Here is an 18,188-nt window from a genome sequence, read left to right as displayed (position 1 = left end):
TCCCGGCCGGCGCGCTTGTCAGAACTTGTCTTTCCATGCCCGCAGAGCCGCAAATACCTCGCTCGGCGCCCGGTTTTGAGCGCCTTCCCGTTCGTCCACTTTTTGTGTAACCAATGTTTCAGAAGTGCGTAAAAACGGATTGGTAAGCTTTTCCAGGGCCAAAGTCGACGGCAATGTCATCACGCCGTTCTGCCGTTGCTGCGTGACCTTTTCCAGACGGGCGGCGACTTCCGGGTTGCCCGGCTCGACGGCGGCGGCAAATTTCAGATTGCTCAAGGTGTATTCATGGGTGCAGTAGACCAGCGTATCTTCCGGCAGGGCCGCAAGACGGCTGAGCGAGCGGTACATCTGCTCGGGTGTGCCTTCGAACAGCCGGCCGCAACCGGCGGCGAACAGGGTGTCGCCGCAGAACAGCAGACCATGGTGGTAATAGGCGATGTGCCCCAGGGTGTGACCGGGTACCGCATAGACGTCGAAGTCCCAGCCGAGCACGCTGACGCTGTCGTTGTCCTTGAGCGCTACGTCGCGCGCCGGGATGCTTTCGCTGGCCGGACCGTAGACTTTGGCGCCGGTCGCGGCTTTCAGGCGCTCGACACCGCCGACATGGTCATGGTGATGGTGAGTGATCAGAATATCGCTGAGCACCCAGCCCGGATGCGCGTCAAGCCACGCCTGCACCGGGGTGGCGTCGCCCGGATCGACCACCGCGCAGCGCTGGGTCTGATGATCCTGTAACAACCAGATGTAGTTGTCGGTGAACGCGGGCAGGGCACTGATCTGTATCATCGTCGGAATTCGCCAAGCAGAAAACATTGGCGCATCTTAGTAGTTCCTGGCGCGTTGGAGAATGACATGACCGATAAAGCGTTCGCTCAGGCCGATCCCGACTGGCTGGCATTGATCAGCGCCGCCCGCGAATGGCTGTCGGGGCCGCTCGGGCAATTTCTGCTGGATGAAGAGCGGCGCATGCTCGATGACGAGCTCGGCCGCTTCTTCGGCGGTTATCTGGTGCATTACGGGCCGTCCGCCGAAACCCCGCCGGCCGCGCCGCAAGTGCAGCGCAACGTGCGTCTTGGCGCGCCGTTGCCCGGGGTCGAGATCGTCTGCGAAGAGCAGGCCTGGCCGTTGAGCGAGCACGCCGCCGACGTGGTGGTGATGCAGCATGGCCTGGATTTCTGCCTGTCGCCCCACGGCTTGCTGCGTGAAGCGGCGAGCAGCGTGCGCCCCGGCGGGCATCTGCTGATCATCGGCATCAACCCCTGGAGCACCTGGGGGCTGCGGCATTTCTTCGCCAATGATGCCCTGCGCAAGGCGCGCTGCATCTCGCCGTCGCGGGTCGCCGACTGGCTCAATCTGCTGGGCTTCGCGCTGGAGAAACGCCGCTTCGGGTGCTATCGTCCGCCGCTCGCGTCACCCAAGTGGCAGAACCGTCTGGCCGGCTGGGAACGCAAGGCCGGTGACTGGCAATTGTCTGGCGGCGGCTTCTATCTGCTGGTGGCGCGCAAGATCGTGGTGGGGCTCAGGCCGTTGCGCCAGGAACGCCGCGAGCCGATGGGCAAGCTGATTCCGCTGCCGATGGCCAAGGTCAACCGCCGCCGCATCGAACCGTAAATCTTCTTTTATTTGTGGCCGGGCTTGTCCCGGCCGCGGTCATTGTCGATCCGTGATTGGCAGGACAGGCATTTTTTCTGGAAAGACTGGCATGAGCGAAAGCGTGGAAAGCGTCGATACCGTAGAACTGTTCACCGACGGCGCCTGCAAGGGCAACCCCGGCCCCGGCGGCTGGGGCGCGCTGCTGGTGTGCAAGGGCGTCGAAAAGGAACTGTGGGGCGGCGAGGCCAACACCACCAACAATCGCATGGAGCTGCTCGGCGCGATTCGTGGCCTCGAAGCGCTCAAGCGCCCCTGCGAAGTGCTGCTGGTCACCGACTCGCAATACGTGATGAAAGGCATCAACGAGTGGATGGCCAACTGGAAGAAGCGCGGCTGGAAAACGGCTGCGAAAGAGCCGGTAAAGAATGCCGACCTGTGGAAAGAGCTGGACGAGCAGGTCAATCGCCACAAAGTCACCTGGAAATGGGTGCGCGGGCACATTGGTCATCACGGTAACGAGCGGGCTGACCAACTGGCCAATCGTGGCGTTGACGAAGTGCGTGGTTACAAGCAGAGCTGATTTCGCTTCTAACCGTGGCGTGGCCGTTCGCGAGCAGGCTCGCTCCCACAGGGAAATGTATTCCAGGCCTTGAATTGGAATGCATTCAATGTGGGAGCGAGCCTGCTCGCGAAGGACCCGCCACGGTCTGCGCCACGGTCCGACTGAAACACCCCGCCGAGCGTGTTAACATCCGCGTTTTTGCACGATTGACCCGTTGAGAGCTGAGCACTGATGGCCACCAGATCCGTTGTACTCGATACCGAAACCACCGGCATGCCGGTGACCGATGGTCACCGGATCATTGAAATCGGTTGCGTCGAACTGATCGGTCGGCGCCTGACGGGCCGGCATTTCCACGTTTATCTGCAACCGGATCGCGAGAGCGACGAAGGCGCGATCGGTGTGCACGGCATCACCAACGAATTCCTCGTCGGCAAGCCGCGCTTTGCCGAAGTTGCCGATGAGTTCTTCGAGTTCATCCAGGGCGCGCAACTGATCATCCACAACGCGGCGTTCGACGTTGGCTTCATCAACAACGAATTCGCCTTGATGGGCCAGCACGATCGCGCCGATATCACCCAGCATTGCACCATCCTCGATACCCTGATAATGGCCCGGGAACGTCACCCGGGGCAGCGCAACAGCCTCGACGCGTTGTGCAAACGTTACGGCGTCGACAACTCCGGCCGTGAACTGCACGGCGCCTTGCTCGACTCGGAGATTCTCGCCGACGTCTACCTGACCATGACCGGCGGCCAGACCAGCCTGTCGCTGGCTGGCAACGCGTCTGACGGCAATGGCACGGGCGAGGGCGCCGACAACTCGGCTACCGAAATCCGCCGCCTGCCGGTCGATCGCCAGCCAGCACGCATCATCCGGGCGACCGAAGAAGAACTGGCGGCGCATCTGGTGCGGCTGGAAATCATCGCCAAATCGGCAGGAGCGCCGGCGTTGTGGACGCAGATTGCCGAGGCTGATGCACAGGTCTGAAAACCTGAAGATCAAAGATCAAAAGATCGCAGCCTTCGGCAGCTCCTACGGGGATTGCATTCCATAGTAGGGACCAGGAAGGCAGCGATTTTTTGCGTTTGGCGACATGGAGCCAAGTTGCCACCCTCGCCACATTCGCCACAACCCTCTACCCTGATTGCACTGGTCAGGTGCAAATCTGCCGCCTCAGGACACTGAGTCTCATGTACAAAGAGTTGAAATTTGCGCTGGCAATCATCCATCGCGACGGTAAGGTCGACAGCGTCGGCTGCGTCAAGGAATGAGGACTTTTCCCAGTATGCAACCGGTCATGAATCCGAAATACCCAGGGTTGTCGGTGCGTGTAGCCGACGAAGGTTTTGCGCCGTATATCTGGGGCAGCGACTTCAGTTTCGAGGTCGCTGCCTACGGCGCTGCCGTGATCGGCAAACCGGTCGAGCAATGGCCGGTGACGCCAATCGTGCCGTACCGCAAGTGCTACGGCATCGATCCCGAAGAATTCAGCGCCTTTCACAACGCGCCCGACAGTGCGATTTTCATGGCGTATCTGGACGACGAGCCGGTCGGCCACCTGGTGATCAGCACCAACTGGAACGGCTTTGCCCATATCGATGAACTGGCGGTGCACGCCCCGGCCCGTCGCCACGGCGTGGCCAAGGCGTTGCTTGATGTCGCGCAGTTCTGGAGTCGCAAGAAAAAGCTGCCGGGCATCATGCTCGAAACCCAGAACAACAATCTCGGCGCCTGTCGTCTGTATGAGCGTTGCGGCTATGTGATCGGCGGCATCGACCAGTTGCGCTATCGCGGCATCGATCCGCATACCGCTGAAGTCGCGTTGTTCTGGTATCGCCTGTTCGATAATCCGCTGGAAAAACCACTCAGCTCGACAACATCGCCTCGGCTTGTTCCGTGACGATCGCCAGCAAGGTCTGAATCGCCGCCGACGGCGCGGCATGTTTGAAGGTCAGGGCGCAGAGGCTGATCGGCACTGCCGGTGAGAGCGGGCAGACGTCAAGCCCACCGGCGCGGGCGCCCAGAGCGGTGAACGGATCGACGATGGCCAGACCTTCGCCGGCCTCGACCATGCTGCGCATCATCTGATGGGTCTGCACGCGGGTCTGAATGCTTGGCGCCGGGCGCAGGGCCTGGAGTTTGTTTTCCAGTGCCGGGCTCAGCGGATCCTGACCTTCGAGACCGACCATGGCCTGACCGGCCAGATCCGCGAGGGAAATGTATTTCTGTTTCGGCTGCAGCCAGCCGTGCGGAGCGAGCAATTGCAGCTTGCCCTGGGCCAGCGGCTGGCAGTGGATATCGGGGTGTTCGGGATCGTGCAGGCTCAGGCCCAGATCGCTTTCGCGCAATAACAGGCTGCGGACGATGTCGCGAGTCGGCGCGCTGAGCAGGCTGCACGGTGCGTCGGGCAGGCGTCGACGCAGGGTCGCAAGGCTTTGTGGCAGTAATTGTTGGGCCAGCGGCGGGGTGCCGATGATGCGCAAGGGCGGGGCGAGGTACTGCTTGAGGCTGCTGGCCAGACGCTGCACCGGCTCCAGCGCCTCATAGATGTGCGCGATTTCCACTTGCAAGGCGCGCGCTTCGGGGGTCGATTGCAGGCGACCGCGAACGCTGGCGAACAACATGAACCCCAACTGACTCTCGGCTTCGCGCAAACGCTCTTCGACCTCGGTCACCGGCAGTTGCAGCCATTCGGCGGCGGTGCCCAGGTGACCGGTCTGCAAGAGCGCCTGAATCACTTCGATGTGGCGTAAACGCATGCGTGAAGTCCATGTTCAGCAGGTGGGGTCAGACGCTGAATCCTACCCCAAGTCCGCTCGCATGACTTCTGCTCATAACGCTAGGTTATTGAGCGACGGTTGGCTCAGGTTCGCGGATCAGGGTAATGCCTGATTGCACCAGGAGAAACTCGCTGTCACTGACCTTGTTGACCCGATCGCCAATGGCGAGTTTGTAAATGGGCTCCGAGCCAGTGGATCCGTCTGCAGACGGGTTCGATTCCTGGAATTCATGCACGGAATAAACGCGGCCTTCCGCATCTCTTGCATGAAACTGACCGACGAGTACTGCTGCCATCTGCTTAGAACCTCTGGAGATAAAACGCTTGATTTGCGGCTTTGTAGACCGTCAGCAAGCTCGGTAAGTTTTCCTACAGGAAAAAAATATTCCTCGCGCAGGAAAAACCAATGACCACTGGTGAAAATGTCACTGGATCATCTATAACTAGCGACTCTTCCCACGGACCATCGAGAGTCATCCATGAGCAATGTCTACAACGTCGCTGTAGTGGTCGGTAGCCTGCGCAAAGCATCGATCAATCGCAAAGTCGCACTGGCCCTCGCCGAACTGGCACCGGCCAATCTCAAGCTCGAGATTGTCGAAATCGGTGAACTGCCGCTGTACAACGAAGACATCGACGGCGATTCTCCGCCGGCAGCCTACAGCACTTTCCGTCAGAAAGTGGCGTCATCCGACGCGGTGCTGTTTGTCACCCCCGAGTACAACCGCTCGATCCCGGCACCGTTGAAGAACGCCATCGACGTTGGTTCCCGTCCTTATGGCCAGAGCGCGTGGAGTGGCAAACCCGGCGCGGTGATCAGCGTATCGCCAGGCGCCATCGGTGGCTTCGGCGCCAACCAGCACCTGCGCCAGACCTTTGTTTTCCTTGATATCCATTGCCTGCAACAGCCGGAAGCCTACCTGGGCGGCGCCGGTAACGCGTTCGACGAAGCGGGCAAACTGAGCGACTCGGTGAAGCCGTTCCTGCAAAAATTCATCGATGCTTACGGCCAGTTCGTCGAGCAACACAAGAAATAAGCTCACCGAAACGCACTGTGGGAGCGAGCCTGCTCGCGAAGGCGGACTGTCAGATAACAATTTCGCGTCTGACAAACCGCTTTCGCGAGCAGGCTCGCTCCCACATTTGTTCGACTTCCACCCGTTTCGCTATTTGAAGGCTTCTGCGAATGCTCGCTGCGTCACTGATTTTCCTGCTGACCATCACCCTCGTTATCTGGCAACCCAAAGGTCTCGGCGTCGGCTGGAGTGCAACGTTGGGCGCCGTGCTGGCGTTGATTTTTGGCGTCGTTCACCTCACGGACATCCCGCTGGTCTGGCAGATCATCTGGAACGCCACCGGCACCTTCGTCGCGCTGATCATCATCAGTCTGTTGCTCGACGAGGCTGGCTTTTTCAATTGGGCGGCGCTGCACGTGGCGCGTTGGGGGCGGGGCAGTGGGCGCAAATTGTTTGCCTTCATGGTGCTGCTCGGCGCGCTGGTCTCTGCGCTGTTCGCCAATGACGGCGCGGCGCTGATTCTCACGCCGATCGTGATTTCAATGCTGCTGGCGCTGCGCTTTTCACCAGCGGCGACGCTGGCCTTCGTCATGGGCGCCGGGTTTATCGCCGATACGGCGAGCCTGCCGCTGGTGGTGTCGAACCTGGTCAACATCGTTTCGGCGGACTTCTTCCATATTGGCTTCAACCGCTATGCCGCAGTGATGGTGCCGGTGAACTTCGTCAGCGTGGCGGCGACGTTGGGCATGTTGCTGTGGTTTTTTCGCCGCGACATCCCGGCCGCTTACGACCCGGAACAACTGGAAAATCCGCAAACCGCGATCCACGACAAAGCGACGTTCTACGCCGGTTGGGCGGTGTTGGTGATCCTGTTGATCGGCTGCTTTGCCCTCGAACCGCTGGGCATTCCGATCAGCGCAATTTCGGCGGTGTGTGCCGCGCTGCTGCTGGGTATTGCCGCGCGCGGCCACAAGATCTCCACGCGCAAAGTGATGAAAGAAGCGCCGTGGCAGATCGTGATTTTCTCGCTGGGCATGTACCTGGTGGTGTACGGCCTGCGCAATGCCGGACTCACCGGTTACCTCGCCGGGTGGCTGGACGTATTCGCCGGTCACGGCGTGTGGGGCGCGGCGATGGGCACCGGGGTGCTTACGGCGCTGCTGTCGTCGATCATGAACAATCTGCCAACGGTACTGATCGGCTTGCTGTCGATCGACGCCAGTCAGGCCAGCGGCGTGATCAAGGAAGCGATGATCTACGCCAACGTGATCGGCAGCGACCTGGGGCCGAAGATCACTCCGATCGGCAGCCTGGCGACCTTGCTGTGGCTGCACGTGCTGGAGCGCAAAGGCATCCATATCGGCTGGGGCTATTACTTCCGTGTCGGGATTGTGTTGACGGTGCCGGTGTTGCTGGTGACGTTGGCGGCATTGGCGGTGCGGTTATCCCTATAGACCGAGTTGCTCTTTTCGCGAGCAGGCTCGCTCCCACAGGGATCGCATTCCACATTTGAAATGCATTCTCTGTGGGAGCGAGCCTGCTCGCGAATTGGGTCGGACACCACAAATCTCAGGTTTGGCCGGGGACATTCGGCCAAAGATCCGCCACCAGAAACAACCGCTCCGCCTCTTCCCATTCGCCCTGGGCATTCTCGGTCAGGCGTACCATCAACTGCGCCGGGGCCAGTGCTGGCAGGTCTGCCAGCCACAAACGCAGGTGCTCATCTGTCCAGACCTGATCCGCCGGGTAATGCGCCGGCGCCAGCCACGCATGGCGGGGCAGGGGTTGCCAGCGGCCCGGCGGGCGCTGCGCGACAAACGCCGGCCAGTCCCTCTGATGCAGCCAACTGCCACGCAGATGTTGTGGATGCGCGCCGTTCGGTGAGTCGGCCTGCCCTGGCCACGGATACAGCAGATAACCGCCCAGCCACAACTGCGCGCTGAAGGTTTCGATATCCAGTGCCGCGAGCACCTCGCGGCTTTCCGGGCGCGCCGAGATCGGCAATTGATGCTCGGCCAGATGTGCCAGTTTGCGATCCAGCCGGTCATGACAACCCGGCCCCAGCCACTGCGCGGGATCGCGGCCATCGCCATCCTGCGGGCCAAGGTAGAGCTTGATCGCCAGTTCCAGATGATGCACGCCGTCGCGGTCACGCAGCAGCATGTCGAGTTCGCCGAGGGTGTGCCCGGCGCGGCGAATCGGCAGGTTGGCGGCGATCAGTTCGATGCCCGGCGCATGCGAGACGGCGAACTGCCAAAGACGCTCGTAATACAGACCCAGACGCCGGGTGCGCGCCTGAGACAGCCATTGCAGCAGGCCGTAACTGTCGCGGTCGAGCTGGTGCAGCCAATGTTCGAGGCGCTGCGGGTCGTGCACCCATTCGCTGCCGGCAAGCGGATGGCGCTGGGGCCACGGCGTGGCAGCGAGCATCGGCGGCGCGAGGATCACCCACGCCAGGTCCCGCACTTCGGGATGGCGTAATCGATGGGGCAATTGCAACAAGTCGGGGAACAGGATCATCTTGCGAGCATAGCCTTAAACCTGAGTGCACCCTTGAGGCTGAAAGGATTTTGTCTATCTGGCGCTTTCGCCCATAATCGGGTTTTCGCGTTTTCGATTGTCCGCAGAGGTCCCATGGAGCAATTTCGTAATATCGGCATCATCGGTCGCCTGGGCAGTTCCCAGGTGCTGGATACCGTCCGCCGACTGAAACGCTTTCTGCTCGACCGTCACCTGCATGTGATCCTCGAAGACACCATCGCTGAAGTCCTGCCCGGCCATGGCCTGCAAACCTCGTCGCGCAAGATGCTCGGCGAAGTTTGTGACATGGTTATCGTCGTCGGCGGTGACGGCAGCCTGCTCGGCGCCGCGCGGGCGCTGGCCAGACACAATATTCCGGTGCTGGGCATCAACCGCGGGAGCCTTGGCTTCCTCACCGACATTCGCCCCGACGAGCTGGAAATCAAGGTCGCCGAAGTGCTCGACGGCCACTATCTGGTAGAAAACCGTTTCCTGCTGCAAGCCGAAGTGCGTCGCCATGGCGAGGCCATCGGCCAGGGCGATGCGCTCAACGATGTCGTGCTGCACCCGGGCAAATCGACGCGGATGATCGAATTCGAGCTGTACATCGACGGCCAGTTCGTCTGCAGCCAGAAGGCCGACGGCCTGATCGTCGCGACGCCCACCGGCTCCACCGCCTACGCGTTGTCCGCCGGCGGGCCGATCATGCATCCCAAGCTCGACGCTATTGTGATTGTGCCGATGTACCCCCATACCTTGTCGGGACGGCCGATCGTGGTCGATGGCAACAGTGAGCTGAAAATCGTCGTGTCCAAAGATATGCAGATCTACCCGCAGGTGTCCTGCGACGGGCAGAACCACTTCACCTGCGCACCGGGCGACACCATTACCGTGAGCAAGAAAGCGCAGAAGCTGCGCCTGATTCATCCGCTCGATCACAATTACTACGAGGTGTGCCGCACCAAGCTTGGCTGGGGCAGCAAGCTGGGGGGCGGAGGCGACTGATGCTCGATCCCGCGCGCAGTTACGACCTGATCGGTGACGTGCACGGATGCGCCATGACCCTTGAACACTTGCTGGACCGTCTCGGTTATCACAAGCAGGGAGGGGTCTGGCGGCATCCGTCGCGCATGGCGGTGTTCGTCGGCGACATCATCGACCGTGGCCCGCGCATTCGCGAGGCGCTGCACATCGTTCACGACATGGTCGAGGCGGGGCAGGCGCTGTGCATCATGGGCAACCACGAATTCAACGCGCTCGGCTGGGTCACCCCGGCGCCACCGGGCAGCGGCAAGCAGTTCGTGCGCGAACACACCAAGCGCCATGCGCGGCTGTTGCAGGAAACCCTGAGCCAATTCGAGGACCATCCCGGTGACTGGCATGACTTCCAGCAGTGGTTCTACGAGTTGCCGCTGTTCGTAGATGCCGGGCGGTTTCGCGTCGTCCATGCATGCTGGGATGCCGGGCTGATCGAGCCGCTGCGGGCGCTGTTCCCCAATGGCTGCGTCGATGAGCATTTCCTCCAGGCCTCGGCGGTGCCCGGCAGCTTCGCCTGCACTGTGTTCGATCGCTTGCTGCGTGGTACCGACATGCGTCTGCCCGGTGGCCTGACCATGACCAGCGGCGACGGTCTGGTGCGTTCGTTCTTCCGCACCAAGTTCTGGGAAGACGATCCGAAAACCTATGGCGACATCGTGTTCCAGCCCGATGCACTGCCCGAACCTGTCGCGCAGACCCCGCTGACTTCAACCGAAAAGAATTCCCTGCTGCGCTATGGCGTCGACGAGCCGTTGCTGTTCGTCGGCCACTACTGGCGCAGCGGCAAACCGGCGCCGATCCGCCCGAACCTCGCGTGCCTGGATTACAGCGCCGTGCTCTACGGCAAACTGGTGGCCTATCGTCTGGACCAGGAAACGCGCCTGGATCCGCAAAAATTTGTCTGGGTCGATGTCGAGCGGCCGGAGGTGCTGCAATGAGTGCGGTAGCGGTATTGCGCCTGCCGTTGGCGGTGGATTTGAGCGGTTTCGTCAAACTGTTGCAGCGCATGCAGGTCCCGCATCGGGTCAGCGAAGAGGCGGGCGAGCAGGTGCTGTGGGCACCAGAAGAAATCAGCGAAGACGTGCGTTCCTTGTACGAGCGCTTCCCGGCCGGCGACCCGGATCAGCAACTGAACGTACCCATGGGCCAGACCTTCAAGCGCCCGAGCTTCGCCGAGCAGCTGAAACACGCCAAAGCCACCGGATTGATTCTGCTGTTGAGCCTGATCGTCGGTGGTCTGACCTTCCTCGGCGAAAACCTCGAGACCTTGCGCTGGCTGACCTTCCTCGATTTCCGCGTGATCGGTGAGTACATCCACTTCACGCCGCTGGCCGACAGCCTCGCGGCGGGGCAGTGGTGGCGGCTGGTCACGCCGATGCTGATCCACTTCGGCATCCTCCATCTGGCCATGAACGGTATGTGGTACTGGGAGCTGGGGCGGCGCATCGAGTCGCGCCAGGGCAGCATCAACCTGATCGGCCTGACGCTGCTGTTCAGTCTGGTGTCCAACTACGCCCAGTTCGTCTGGAGCGGCCCGAGCCTGTTTGGTGGGCTGTCCGGCGTGCTTTACGGCTTGCTCGGGCATTGCTGGATCTTCCAGTTGCTGGCGCCGAACCCGGCCTATCGTCTGCCGCGCGGCGTGCTGGTGATGATGCTGGTGTGGCTGGTGGTGTGCATGTCCGGGCTGATCTCGCTGATCGGTTTCGGCCAGATCGCCAACGCCGCGCACCTGAGCGGGTTACTCATCGGATGCTTTACCGGTTTGTTGGGCGGTTTGTATAACCGCCGTAAACTGGCCGTCTAACATTTTTGTTTCAGCAAAGAGCACGGAGACCCTGATGTCCTCTTTCAACGACATGATCAACAACATCACCCCGGACATCTACGAAAGCCTGAAACTGGCCGTGGAAATCGGTAAATGGTCCGACGGCAACAAACTCACTGCCGAACAGCGCGAGCTGTCGTTGCAGGCGATGATTGCCTGGGAAATCCAGAACCTGCCGGAAGACCAGCGCACTGGCTACATGGGCCCGCAAGAATGTGCGTCGAAGTCGATCGAAGTGCCGAACATCCTGTTCAAGTCGGATGCCATCCATTGATCGAGATTGGCCGCGGTGCAATCAGCAAAATGTCGGCGCGTCTGGACGGGTCGAACGTGCAGTACGCGTTTCGTCTGGATGACGTCGAGGTGCCGGTCAATCCGTTGATCGGCAGCACGCTGCGTCTGGAATTTTTGGGGGCGATCCACTGCACCCATTGCGGGCGCAAGACCAAAACCAGTTTCAGTCAGGGTTATTGCTACCCGTGCATGACCAAACTGGCGCAGTGCGACCTGTGCATCATGAGCCCGGAACGCTGCCACTTCGACGCCGGCACCTGCCGCGATCCGGAGTGGGGCGAGAAATTCTGCATGACCGACCATGTGGTTTACCTGGCCAATTCGTCAGGCATCAAGGTTGGCATCACCCGTGCCACGCAGTTGCCGACCCGCTGGCTCGACCAGGGCGCGAGTCAGGCGCTGCCGATCATGCGCGTGTCTACGCGGCAGCAATCGGGCTTTGTCGAGGACCTGTTCCGCAGCCAGGTGGCGGACAAGACCAACTGGCGCGCGCTGCTCAAAGGTGATGCGGCGGCGGTGGATCTGCCCCAGGTGCGCGACCAGTTGTTCGAAAGCTGCGCCGAAGGCCTGCAAGGGTTGCAGGAGCGATTCGGCCTACAGGCGATTCAGACGATTGCCGATGTCGAACCGCTGGAAATCCGCTATCCCGTCGAGCAATACCCGGCGAAAATCGTCAGCTTCAACCTGGACAAGAACCCGATTGCCGAAGGCACGCTGCTGGGGATCAAGGGCCAGTACCTGATCTTCGACACCGGCGTGATCAACATTCGTAAATACACGGCGTACCAGCTCGCCGTGCATCAATAAGGATTCCAGCATGCGCACCGAGCAACCGAAGATGATTTACCTCAAGGACTATCAGGCGCCCGAGTACCTGATCGACGAAACGCACCTGACCTTCGAGTTGTTCGAGGACCACAGCCTGGTTCACGCGCAACTGGTGATGCGCCGCAACCCTGAACGCGGCGCCGGCCTGCCGCCGCTGGTGCTCGACGGCCAGCAACTCGAGCTGCTGTCGGTGACGCTGGCGGACCAGGAGCTGAGCGCCGCTGACTATCAAGTCTCCGACAGTCACCTGACGCTGCAACCGACCAGTGAAACCTTCACCCTCGACACCAGCGTGCGCATCCATCCGGAAACCAATACCGCGCTGGAAGGCCTGTACAAGTCCGGCACGATGTTCTGCACCCAGTGCGAGGCCGAAGGCTTCCGCAAGATCACCTATTACCTCGACCGCCCGGACGTGATGAGCAAGTTCACCACCACCGTCGTGGCCGAACAGCACAGCTACCCGGTGTTGCTCTCCAACGGTAACCCGATCGCTTCCGGCCCCGGCGAAGACGGCCGGCACTGGGCGACCTGGGAAGATCCGTTCAAGAAACCGGCGTACCTGTTTGCGCTGGTCGCCGGTGATCTGTGGTGCGTCGAAGACACTTTCACAACCATGAGCCAGCGCAACGTCGCGCTGCGCATTTATGTCGAGCCGGAAAACATCGACAAGTGCCAGCACGCGATGAACAGCCTGAAGAAATCCATGCGCTGGGACGAAGAGGTCTACGGTCGCGAGTACGATCTGGACATCTTCATGATCGTCGCCGTCAACGATTTCAACATGGGCGCGATGGAGAACAAGGGCCTCAACATCTTCAACTCCAGCGCCGTGCTGGCCCGCGCCGAAACCGCGACCGACGCCGCGCACCAGCGGGTCGAGGCGATCGTCGCCCACGAATACTTCCACAACTGGTCGGGCAACCGCGTGACCTGCCGCGACTGGTTCCAGTTGTCGCTGAAGGAAGGCTTCACGGTGTTCCGCGATGCCGGTTTCTCCTCGGACATGAACTCGGCGACGGTCAAGCGCATTCAGGACGTGGCGTACCTGCGTACTCACCAGTTCGCCGAAGATGCCGGGCCGATGGCCCACGCCGTGCGTCCGGACAGCTTCATCGAGATTTCCAACTTCTACACCCTGACCGTGTACGAAAAGGGTTCGGAAGTGGTCGGCATGATCCACACCCTGCTGGGCGCCGAAGGCTTCCGTAAGGGCAGCGATCTGTATTTCGAGCGCCACGACGGTCAGGCCGTGACCTGCGACGACTTCGTCAAGGCCATGGAAGATGCCAATGGCGTTGATCTCAGTCAGTTCAAACGCTGGTACAGCCAGGCCGGCACACCGCGTCTGGCCGTCAGCGAGTCCTACGACGCTGCGGCGAAAACCTACAGCCTGACCTTCCGCCAGAGCTGCCCGCCGACCCCGGACAAGGTAGAAAAACTGCCGTTCGTGATTCCGGTCGAGCTCGGCCTGCTCGACAGCCAGGGCAATGAAATCGCTCTGCGTCTGGCTGGCGAAGCCTCGGCACAAGGCACCACTCGGGTGATTTCGGTAACCGAAGCCGAGCAGACCTTCACTTTTGTCGACATCAACGAACAGCCGCTGCCGTCGCTGCTGCGTGGCTTCTCGGCGCCAGTGAAATTGAGTTTCCCGTACAACCGCGACCAACTGATGTTCCTGATGCAGCACGACAGCGACGGCTTCAACCGCTGGGATGCCGGTCAGCAACTTTCGGTGCAAGTGCTTCAAGAGTTGATCGGCCAGCATCAGAAAGGCGAGAGCCTGAAGCTCGATCCGCGTCTGGTGTCGGCGCTGCGCACGGTGCTGTCCGACGAGTCGCTGGATCAGGCGATGGTTGCCGAAATGCTCTCGCTGCCGGGTGAGGCTTATCTCACCGAGATCAGCGAAGTGGCCGACGTCGAGGCGATTCATGTCGCGCGCGAATTTGCCCGCAAGCAACTCGCCGAAGGCTTGTTCGAAGCGCTGTGGCTGCGTTATCAGGCCAATCGCGATCTTTCGAAAAAGACTCCATACGTGGCTGAGGCCGAGCACTTCGCCCGTCGCGCCTTGCAGAACATCGCCCTGTCGTACCTGATGCTCAGCGGCAAGCCGGAAGTGCTGGCAGCGGCGCTGGAGCAATTCGAGGCTGCCGACAACATGACCGAGCGCCTGACCGCGCTGGCGGTGCTGGTCAACTCGCCGTTCGAAGAGCAGAAGGCCCTGGCACTGGCCAGCTTCGCCGAGCACTTCAAGGACAATCCGCTGGTCATGGATCAGTGGTTCAGCGTGCAGGCCGGCAGCACCTTGCCGGGCGGTTTGGCGCGGGTGAAGGCGTTGATGCAGCACCCGGCGTTCAACATCAAGAACCCGAACAAGGTGCGGGCACTGATCGGCGCGTTCGCCGGGCAGAACCTGATCAACTTCCACGCGGCGGACGGTTCCGGTTATCGCTTCCTTGCCGATCTGGTGATCGAACTGAACGGTTTCAACCCACAGATCGCCTCACGTCAATTGGCACCGCTGACCCGCTGGCGCAAATACGACAGCGCGCGTCAGGCGTTGATGAAGGCTGAACTGGAGCGGATTCTGGCGTCCGGGGCGCTGTCCAGTGATGTGTATGAAGTGGTGAGCAAAAGCCTGGCTTGACGCCGATTAAATGTTGGGGCGTTTAATTGATCGTTCCCATGCTCTGCGTGGGAACGATCAACAAAAAAATGCCGCTCAACGAGCGGCATTTTCATTGGCACAACAAACAGCTATTTACGCAGATCAAACCGATCCAGATTCATCACCTTCGTCCATGCCTTGACGAAATCGTTGACGAACTGCGCCTTCGCGTCGGAACTGGCATAGACCTCGGCCAATGCGCGCAATTGCGCATTGGAGCCGAACACCAGATCCACCCGCGTCGCCGTCCACTTTGGCGCCCCGGTCTTGCGGTCACGGCCTTCAAACTCATCGGCATCCCGTGACGTTGGGGTCCACTCCACACCCATGTCCAGCAGGTGGGTGAAGAAGTCATTGCTCAGCGTTTCGGTTTTATCGGTGAACACGCCATGCCGCGTCTGGCCGACATTGGTGTTCAATACCCGCAAACCACCCAGCAGCACGGTCATTTCTGGTGCCGTGAGAGTCAGCAACTGCGCCTTGTCGATCAGCAGGGTTTCTGCCGCAACCGTGTATTTGCCTTTGCTGTAATTGCGGAAGCCATCGGCGATCGGTTCCAGGAAGCCGAACGATTCGACATCGGTCTGCTCCTGCGAAGCATCGACGCGGCCCGGTGAAAACGGCACCGACACCGAATGCCCGGCGTTCTGCGCGGCTTTTTCCACCCCGGCATTACCGGCCAGGACGATCAGGTCCGCCAACGAGATCTTCTTGCCATTGGCAGCAGAACCGTTGAACTCGTTCTGAATGCTTTCCAGCGTGCTCAGCACTTTGTCCAGTTGTTCGGGCTGGTTGGCCTGCCAGAACTTCTGCGGGGCCAGACGCAAGCGTCCGCCGTTGGCGCCACCGCGCTTGTCCGAGCCGCGGAACGTCGACGCCGCCGCCCACGCGGTCGAAACCAGTTGCGACACCGACAGTCCTGAATTCAGCACCTTGGTTTTCAGCGCCGCAGCGTCGCTGTCGTCAATCAGCGGGTGCGTCACGTCGGGCAGCGGGTCTTGCCAGAGCAATTCCTCTTGTGGCATTTCCGGGCCGAGGTAGCGAGAGAGCGGACCCATGTCACGATGGATCAGCTTGTACCAGGCGCGGGCGAATGCGTCGGCGAGCTGATCGGGATTGGCCAGGAAACGCCGGGAGATCTGCTCGTATGCAGGATCGAAGCGCAACGCCAGGTCGGAGGTGAGCATGGTCGGCGAGAGCTTCTTGTTCGGATCGTGAGCGTGGGGAACGGTGCCGGCACCGGCGCCGTTTTTCGGTTGCCACTGATGGGCGCCCGCCGGGCTTTTGGTCAGCTCCCACTCGAAGCCGAACAGGTTTTCCAGATAGTTGTTGCTCCACTGTGTGGGCGTGGTGGTCCAGGTTACCTCCAGACCACTGGTGATGGTGTCGGCGCCTTTACCGGTGCCGAAGGCGTTTTTCCAGCCCAGACCCTGTTGCTCAAGGCCAGCCGCTTCCGGTTCGGGACCGACATTGTCGGCCGGGCCGGCGCCGTGGGTCTTGCCGAACGCGTGGCCGCCGGCGATCAGCGCCACGGTTTCTTCGTCGTTCATGGCCATGCGGCCGAAGGTTTCGCGAATATCCTTGGCCGAGGCCACCGGATCCGGGTTGCCTTCCGGGCCTTCCGGGTTGACGTAGATCAGGCCCATCTGCACGGCGGCGAGGGGATTTTCCAGATTGCGTTCGCCCTGATCGGTGCGGCTTTCTTCACTGCCATGCAAATCGGGCTCAGCCACCAGCGTGCCGTCACCGGGCTCTTGCACTGGGCCATTGCTCTTGCCGTAACGGTTGTCGCCGCCCAGCCACTCGGTTTCCGAGCCCCAGTAAACATCTTCATCCGGTTCCCAGACATCGGCGCGGCCCCCGGAAAAACCGAAGGTCTTGAAGCCCATGGATTCCAGCGCGACGTTGCCGGTAAGCACGATCAGGTCAGCCCAGGAAATATTGCGCCCGTATTTCTGCTTGATCGGCCACAGCAGGCGGCGGGCCTTGTCGAGGCTGACGTTGTCCGGCCAGCTGTTGAGAGGGGCGAAGCGTTGCTGACCGGAGCCGGCGCCGCCACGGCCATCGGCGGTGCGATAGGTCCCGGCGCTGTGCCAGGCCATGCGCACGAACAGCGGGCCGTAGTGGCCAAAGTCGGCCGGCCACCAGTCCTGGGAGTCAGTCATCAGCGCTCTGATGTCTTGTTTCAGCGCCTGAAAATCGAGGCTTTTGAAGGCTTTGGCGTAGTCGAAGTCCTGGCCCAGCGGATCGGACTTGGGGGAATGCTGGCTGAGGATTTTCAGATTGAGTTGATTCGGCCACCAGTCACGGTTCGTCGTACCGCCGCCGGCGGCGTGGTTGAACGGGCATTTCGATTCGTTTGCCATGTTCGGATCCCTATCAGGTCTGCGGCCGGCTCGTGCCGACTTCGGACTGGTAAGGCTAGACCCGAGTTGGCAAGTCGGCTAATAGCCGCAGTCTTGGCAGGCGATAGGCAGGCTCTCTTGCTAGCGCGATATCGTGATGAAAAAGCAGCGTTATTTCGAAGCGATCTTAAAAACTGTCAGCTTTGACAGTTGTTGATACCACGCAATCCCAATACGTTGGAGTCAACGCAACGTCACCTTTACCTAAAGGGAATATCGACATGTATCAGGACAAAACAAGTGACCTTATGAACAAACGAAATGCTACCGGTAGCTTCGTCGCGTTTCTCGATGACGATAAATTTCTGGAGAGCAAGTTATGTGTTTATGCACAGACCGAGAAGGAATTTATCATCATCGGAACTGAAGATTTTATAAACACGGTCGATTTGTCTGTGCCGAATGCGTTAGAGGGAGATGGTCCTCACACAGTGATTTTTCCAACCATGGGGCGGCATTGGAAGGTTGTGATCAATCATTTTGACCAACCCATTATTGAGGGTGAACTCATCGTCACCTTTTCCAATTTTCGCAAAACCGTAACAGGCACTTTTGCTCTGGATCTGGGACAAGCCGGGAAAGTGACAGGCAATTTCGATCTTACACTCGTTACCCCGAAGCAAAGTGACAGGCGAGTGCAGCCTTTATAAATAAAGG

At 60.5% G+C, this 18,188-nt stretch carries 18 protein-coding genes; 13 read left to right on the top strand and 5 right to left on the bottom strand.

Annotation, left to right across the window (positions count from 1 at the left end; genetic code table 11):
• Window positions 1-18: 18 nt before the first annotated feature.
• The gene (gene gloB / locus ACV8MC_RS22610; RefSeq protein WP_056786790.1) at window positions 19-786 is read right to left on the bottom strand and encodes a hydroxyacylglutathione hydrolase; all 768 of its coding nucleotides are present in this window, start codon (window positions 784-786) and stop codon (window positions 19-21) included.
• A gap of 66 nt (window positions 787-852) precedes the next feature.
• Here gloB and ACV8MC_RS22605 point away from each other — a divergent pair, with 66 nt between their 5' ends.
• From ACV8MC_RS22605 to ACV8MC_RS22590, 4 genes are all read left to right on the top strand, one after another.
• Window positions 853-1,611 (top strand): class I SAM-dependent methyltransferase, encoded by a 759-nt coding sequence (locus ACV8MC_RS22605; RefSeq protein ID WP_041480625.1) that lies wholly within the window; start codon window positions 853-855, stop codon window positions 1,609-1,611.
• Between the two features lie 91 nt (window positions 1,612-1,702).
• Entirely contained in the window at window positions 1,703-2,173 is a 471-nt protein-coding gene (gene rnhA / locus ACV8MC_RS22600; RefSeq protein WP_007910572.1) for a ribonuclease HI, read from the top strand.
• A gap of 213 nt (window positions 2,174-2,386) precedes the next feature.
• Entirely contained in the window at window positions 2,387-3,145 is a 759-nt protein-coding gene (gene dnaQ / locus ACV8MC_RS22595; protein WP_150742734.1) for a DNA polymerase III subunit epsilon, read from the top strand.
• A gap of 298 nt (window positions 3,146-3,443) precedes the next feature.
• Window positions 3,444-4,058 carry a GNAT family N-acetyltransferase gene (locus ACV8MC_RS22590; RefSeq protein ID WP_016774208.1) on the top strand — a complete coding sequence of 205 codons (615 nt, stop codon included), beginning with the start codon at window positions 3,444-3,446 and terminating at the stop codon, window positions 4,056-4,058.
• Here ACV8MC_RS22590 and ACV8MC_RS22585 read toward each other — a convergent pair.
• Together ACV8MC_RS22585 and ACV8MC_RS22580 are read right to left on the bottom strand one after the other, a co-directional pair.
• Entirely contained in the window at window positions 4,024-4,917 is an 894-nt protein-coding gene (locus ACV8MC_RS22585) for a LysR family transcriptional regulator (RefSeq protein WP_457263544.1), read from the bottom strand. The two genes, ACV8MC_RS22590 and ACV8MC_RS22585, sit on opposite strands and share 35 nt — an antisense overlap.
• An 85-nt stretch (window positions 4,918-5,002) precedes the next feature.
• On the bottom strand, window positions 5,003-5,233 hold the full coding sequence (locus ACV8MC_RS22580; protein ID WP_071171849.1) for a hypothetical protein: 231 nt from the start codon (window positions 5,231-5,233) through the stop codon (window positions 5,003-5,005).
• Window positions 5,234-5,416: 183 nt separating this feature from the next.
• On the opposite strand from ACV8MC_RS22580, the gene ACV8MC_RS22575 reads away from it, so the two are divergent.
• Both ACV8MC_RS22575 and ACV8MC_RS22570 read left to right on the top strand, forming a co-directional pair.
• Window positions 5,417-5,974: an NADPH-dependent FMN reductase gene (locus ACV8MC_RS22575; RefSeq protein WP_039763234.1), complete on the top strand. Its 558-nt coding sequence runs from the start codon at window positions 5,417-5,419 to the stop codon at window positions 5,972-5,974.
• 149 nt (window positions 5,975-6,123) lie between these two features.
• Entirely contained in the window at window positions 6,124-7,407 is a 1,284-nt protein-coding gene (locus ACV8MC_RS22570) for an arsenic transporter (RefSeq protein WP_110599012.1), read from the top strand.
• A 115-nt stretch (window positions 7,408-7,522) separates the two neighbouring features.
• Here ACV8MC_RS22570 and ACV8MC_RS22565 read toward each other — a convergent pair whose 3' ends face one another.
• Window positions 7,523-8,473, bottom strand: a complete 951-nt coding sequence (locus tag ACV8MC_RS22565; protein WP_056784677.1) for a DUF1853 family protein — start codon at window positions 8,471-8,473, stop codon at window positions 7,523-7,525.
• Window positions 8,474-8,587: 114 nt separating this feature from the next.
• Here ACV8MC_RS22565 and ACV8MC_RS22560 point away from each other — a divergent pair, with 114 nt between their 5' ends.
• From ACV8MC_RS22560 to pepN, 6 genes are read left to right on the top strand one after another with little or no spacing between them, the layout of a single operon-like run.
• Window positions 8,588-9,478, top strand: coding sequence for an NAD(+) kinase (locus tag ACV8MC_RS22560; RefSeq protein WP_041480619.1), 891 nt, complete (start codon window positions 8,588-8,590; stop codon window positions 9,476-9,478).
• Window positions 9,478-10,449, top strand: coding sequence for a metallophosphoesterase (locus ACV8MC_RS22555; protein WP_095179579.1), 972 nt, complete (start codon window positions 9,478-9,480; stop codon window positions 10,447-10,449). Before ACV8MC_RS22560 ends, ACV8MC_RS22555 begins: the two co-directional genes overlap by 1 nt.
• Window positions 10,446-11,315, top strand: coding sequence for a rhomboid family intramembrane serine protease (locus ACV8MC_RS22550; protein WP_305382673.1), 870 nt, complete (start codon window positions 10,446-10,448; stop codon window positions 11,313-11,315). The genes ACV8MC_RS22555 and ACV8MC_RS22550 overlap by 4 nt, the downstream gene beginning before the upstream one ends.
• 34 nt (window positions 11,316-11,349) lie before the next feature.
• Window positions 11,350-11,610 (top strand): YeaC family protein, encoded by a 261-nt coding sequence (locus tag ACV8MC_RS22545; RefSeq protein ID WP_016774215.1) that lies wholly within the window; start codon window positions 11,350-11,352, stop codon window positions 11,608-11,610.
• On the top strand, window positions 11,607-12,437 hold the full coding sequence (locus ACV8MC_RS22540; RefSeq protein ID WP_236169540.1) for a DUF2797 domain-containing protein: 831 nt from the start codon (window positions 11,607-11,609) through the stop codon (window positions 12,435-12,437). Before ACV8MC_RS22545 ends, ACV8MC_RS22540 begins: the two co-directional genes overlap by 4 nt.
• A gap of 10 nt (window positions 12,438-12,447) precedes the next feature.
• Window positions 12,448-15,105, top strand: a complete 2,658-nt coding sequence (gene pepN, locus ACV8MC_RS22535) for an aminopeptidase N (RefSeq protein WP_095179582.1) — start codon at window positions 12,448-12,450, stop codon at window positions 15,103-15,105.
• Window positions 15,106-15,215: 110 nt separating this feature from the next.
• Here the strand turns inward: pepN and katG are convergent, their stop codons facing one another.
• A complete protein-coding gene (katG, locus tag ACV8MC_RS22530) occupies window positions 15,216-17,492 on the bottom strand; it encodes a catalase/peroxidase HPI (protein ID WP_256808871.1) in 2,277 nt (758 codons plus the stop codon).
• Window positions 17,493-17,752: 260 nt separating this feature from the next.
• Between katG and ACV8MC_RS22525 the strand changes: the two genes are divergently transcribed.
• Complete coding sequence (locus ACV8MC_RS22525) at window positions 17,753-18,181, top strand: hypothetical protein (RefSeq protein WP_256808869.1); 429 nt, start codon at window positions 17,753-17,755, stop codon at window positions 18,179-18,181.
• Window positions 18,182-18,188 lie beyond the last annotated feature (7 nt).

This window comes from Pseudomonas sp. PK-RTE-24, from assembly GCF_054052265.1.
This window is presented reverse-complemented; position numbering and strand designations above follow the sequence as displayed.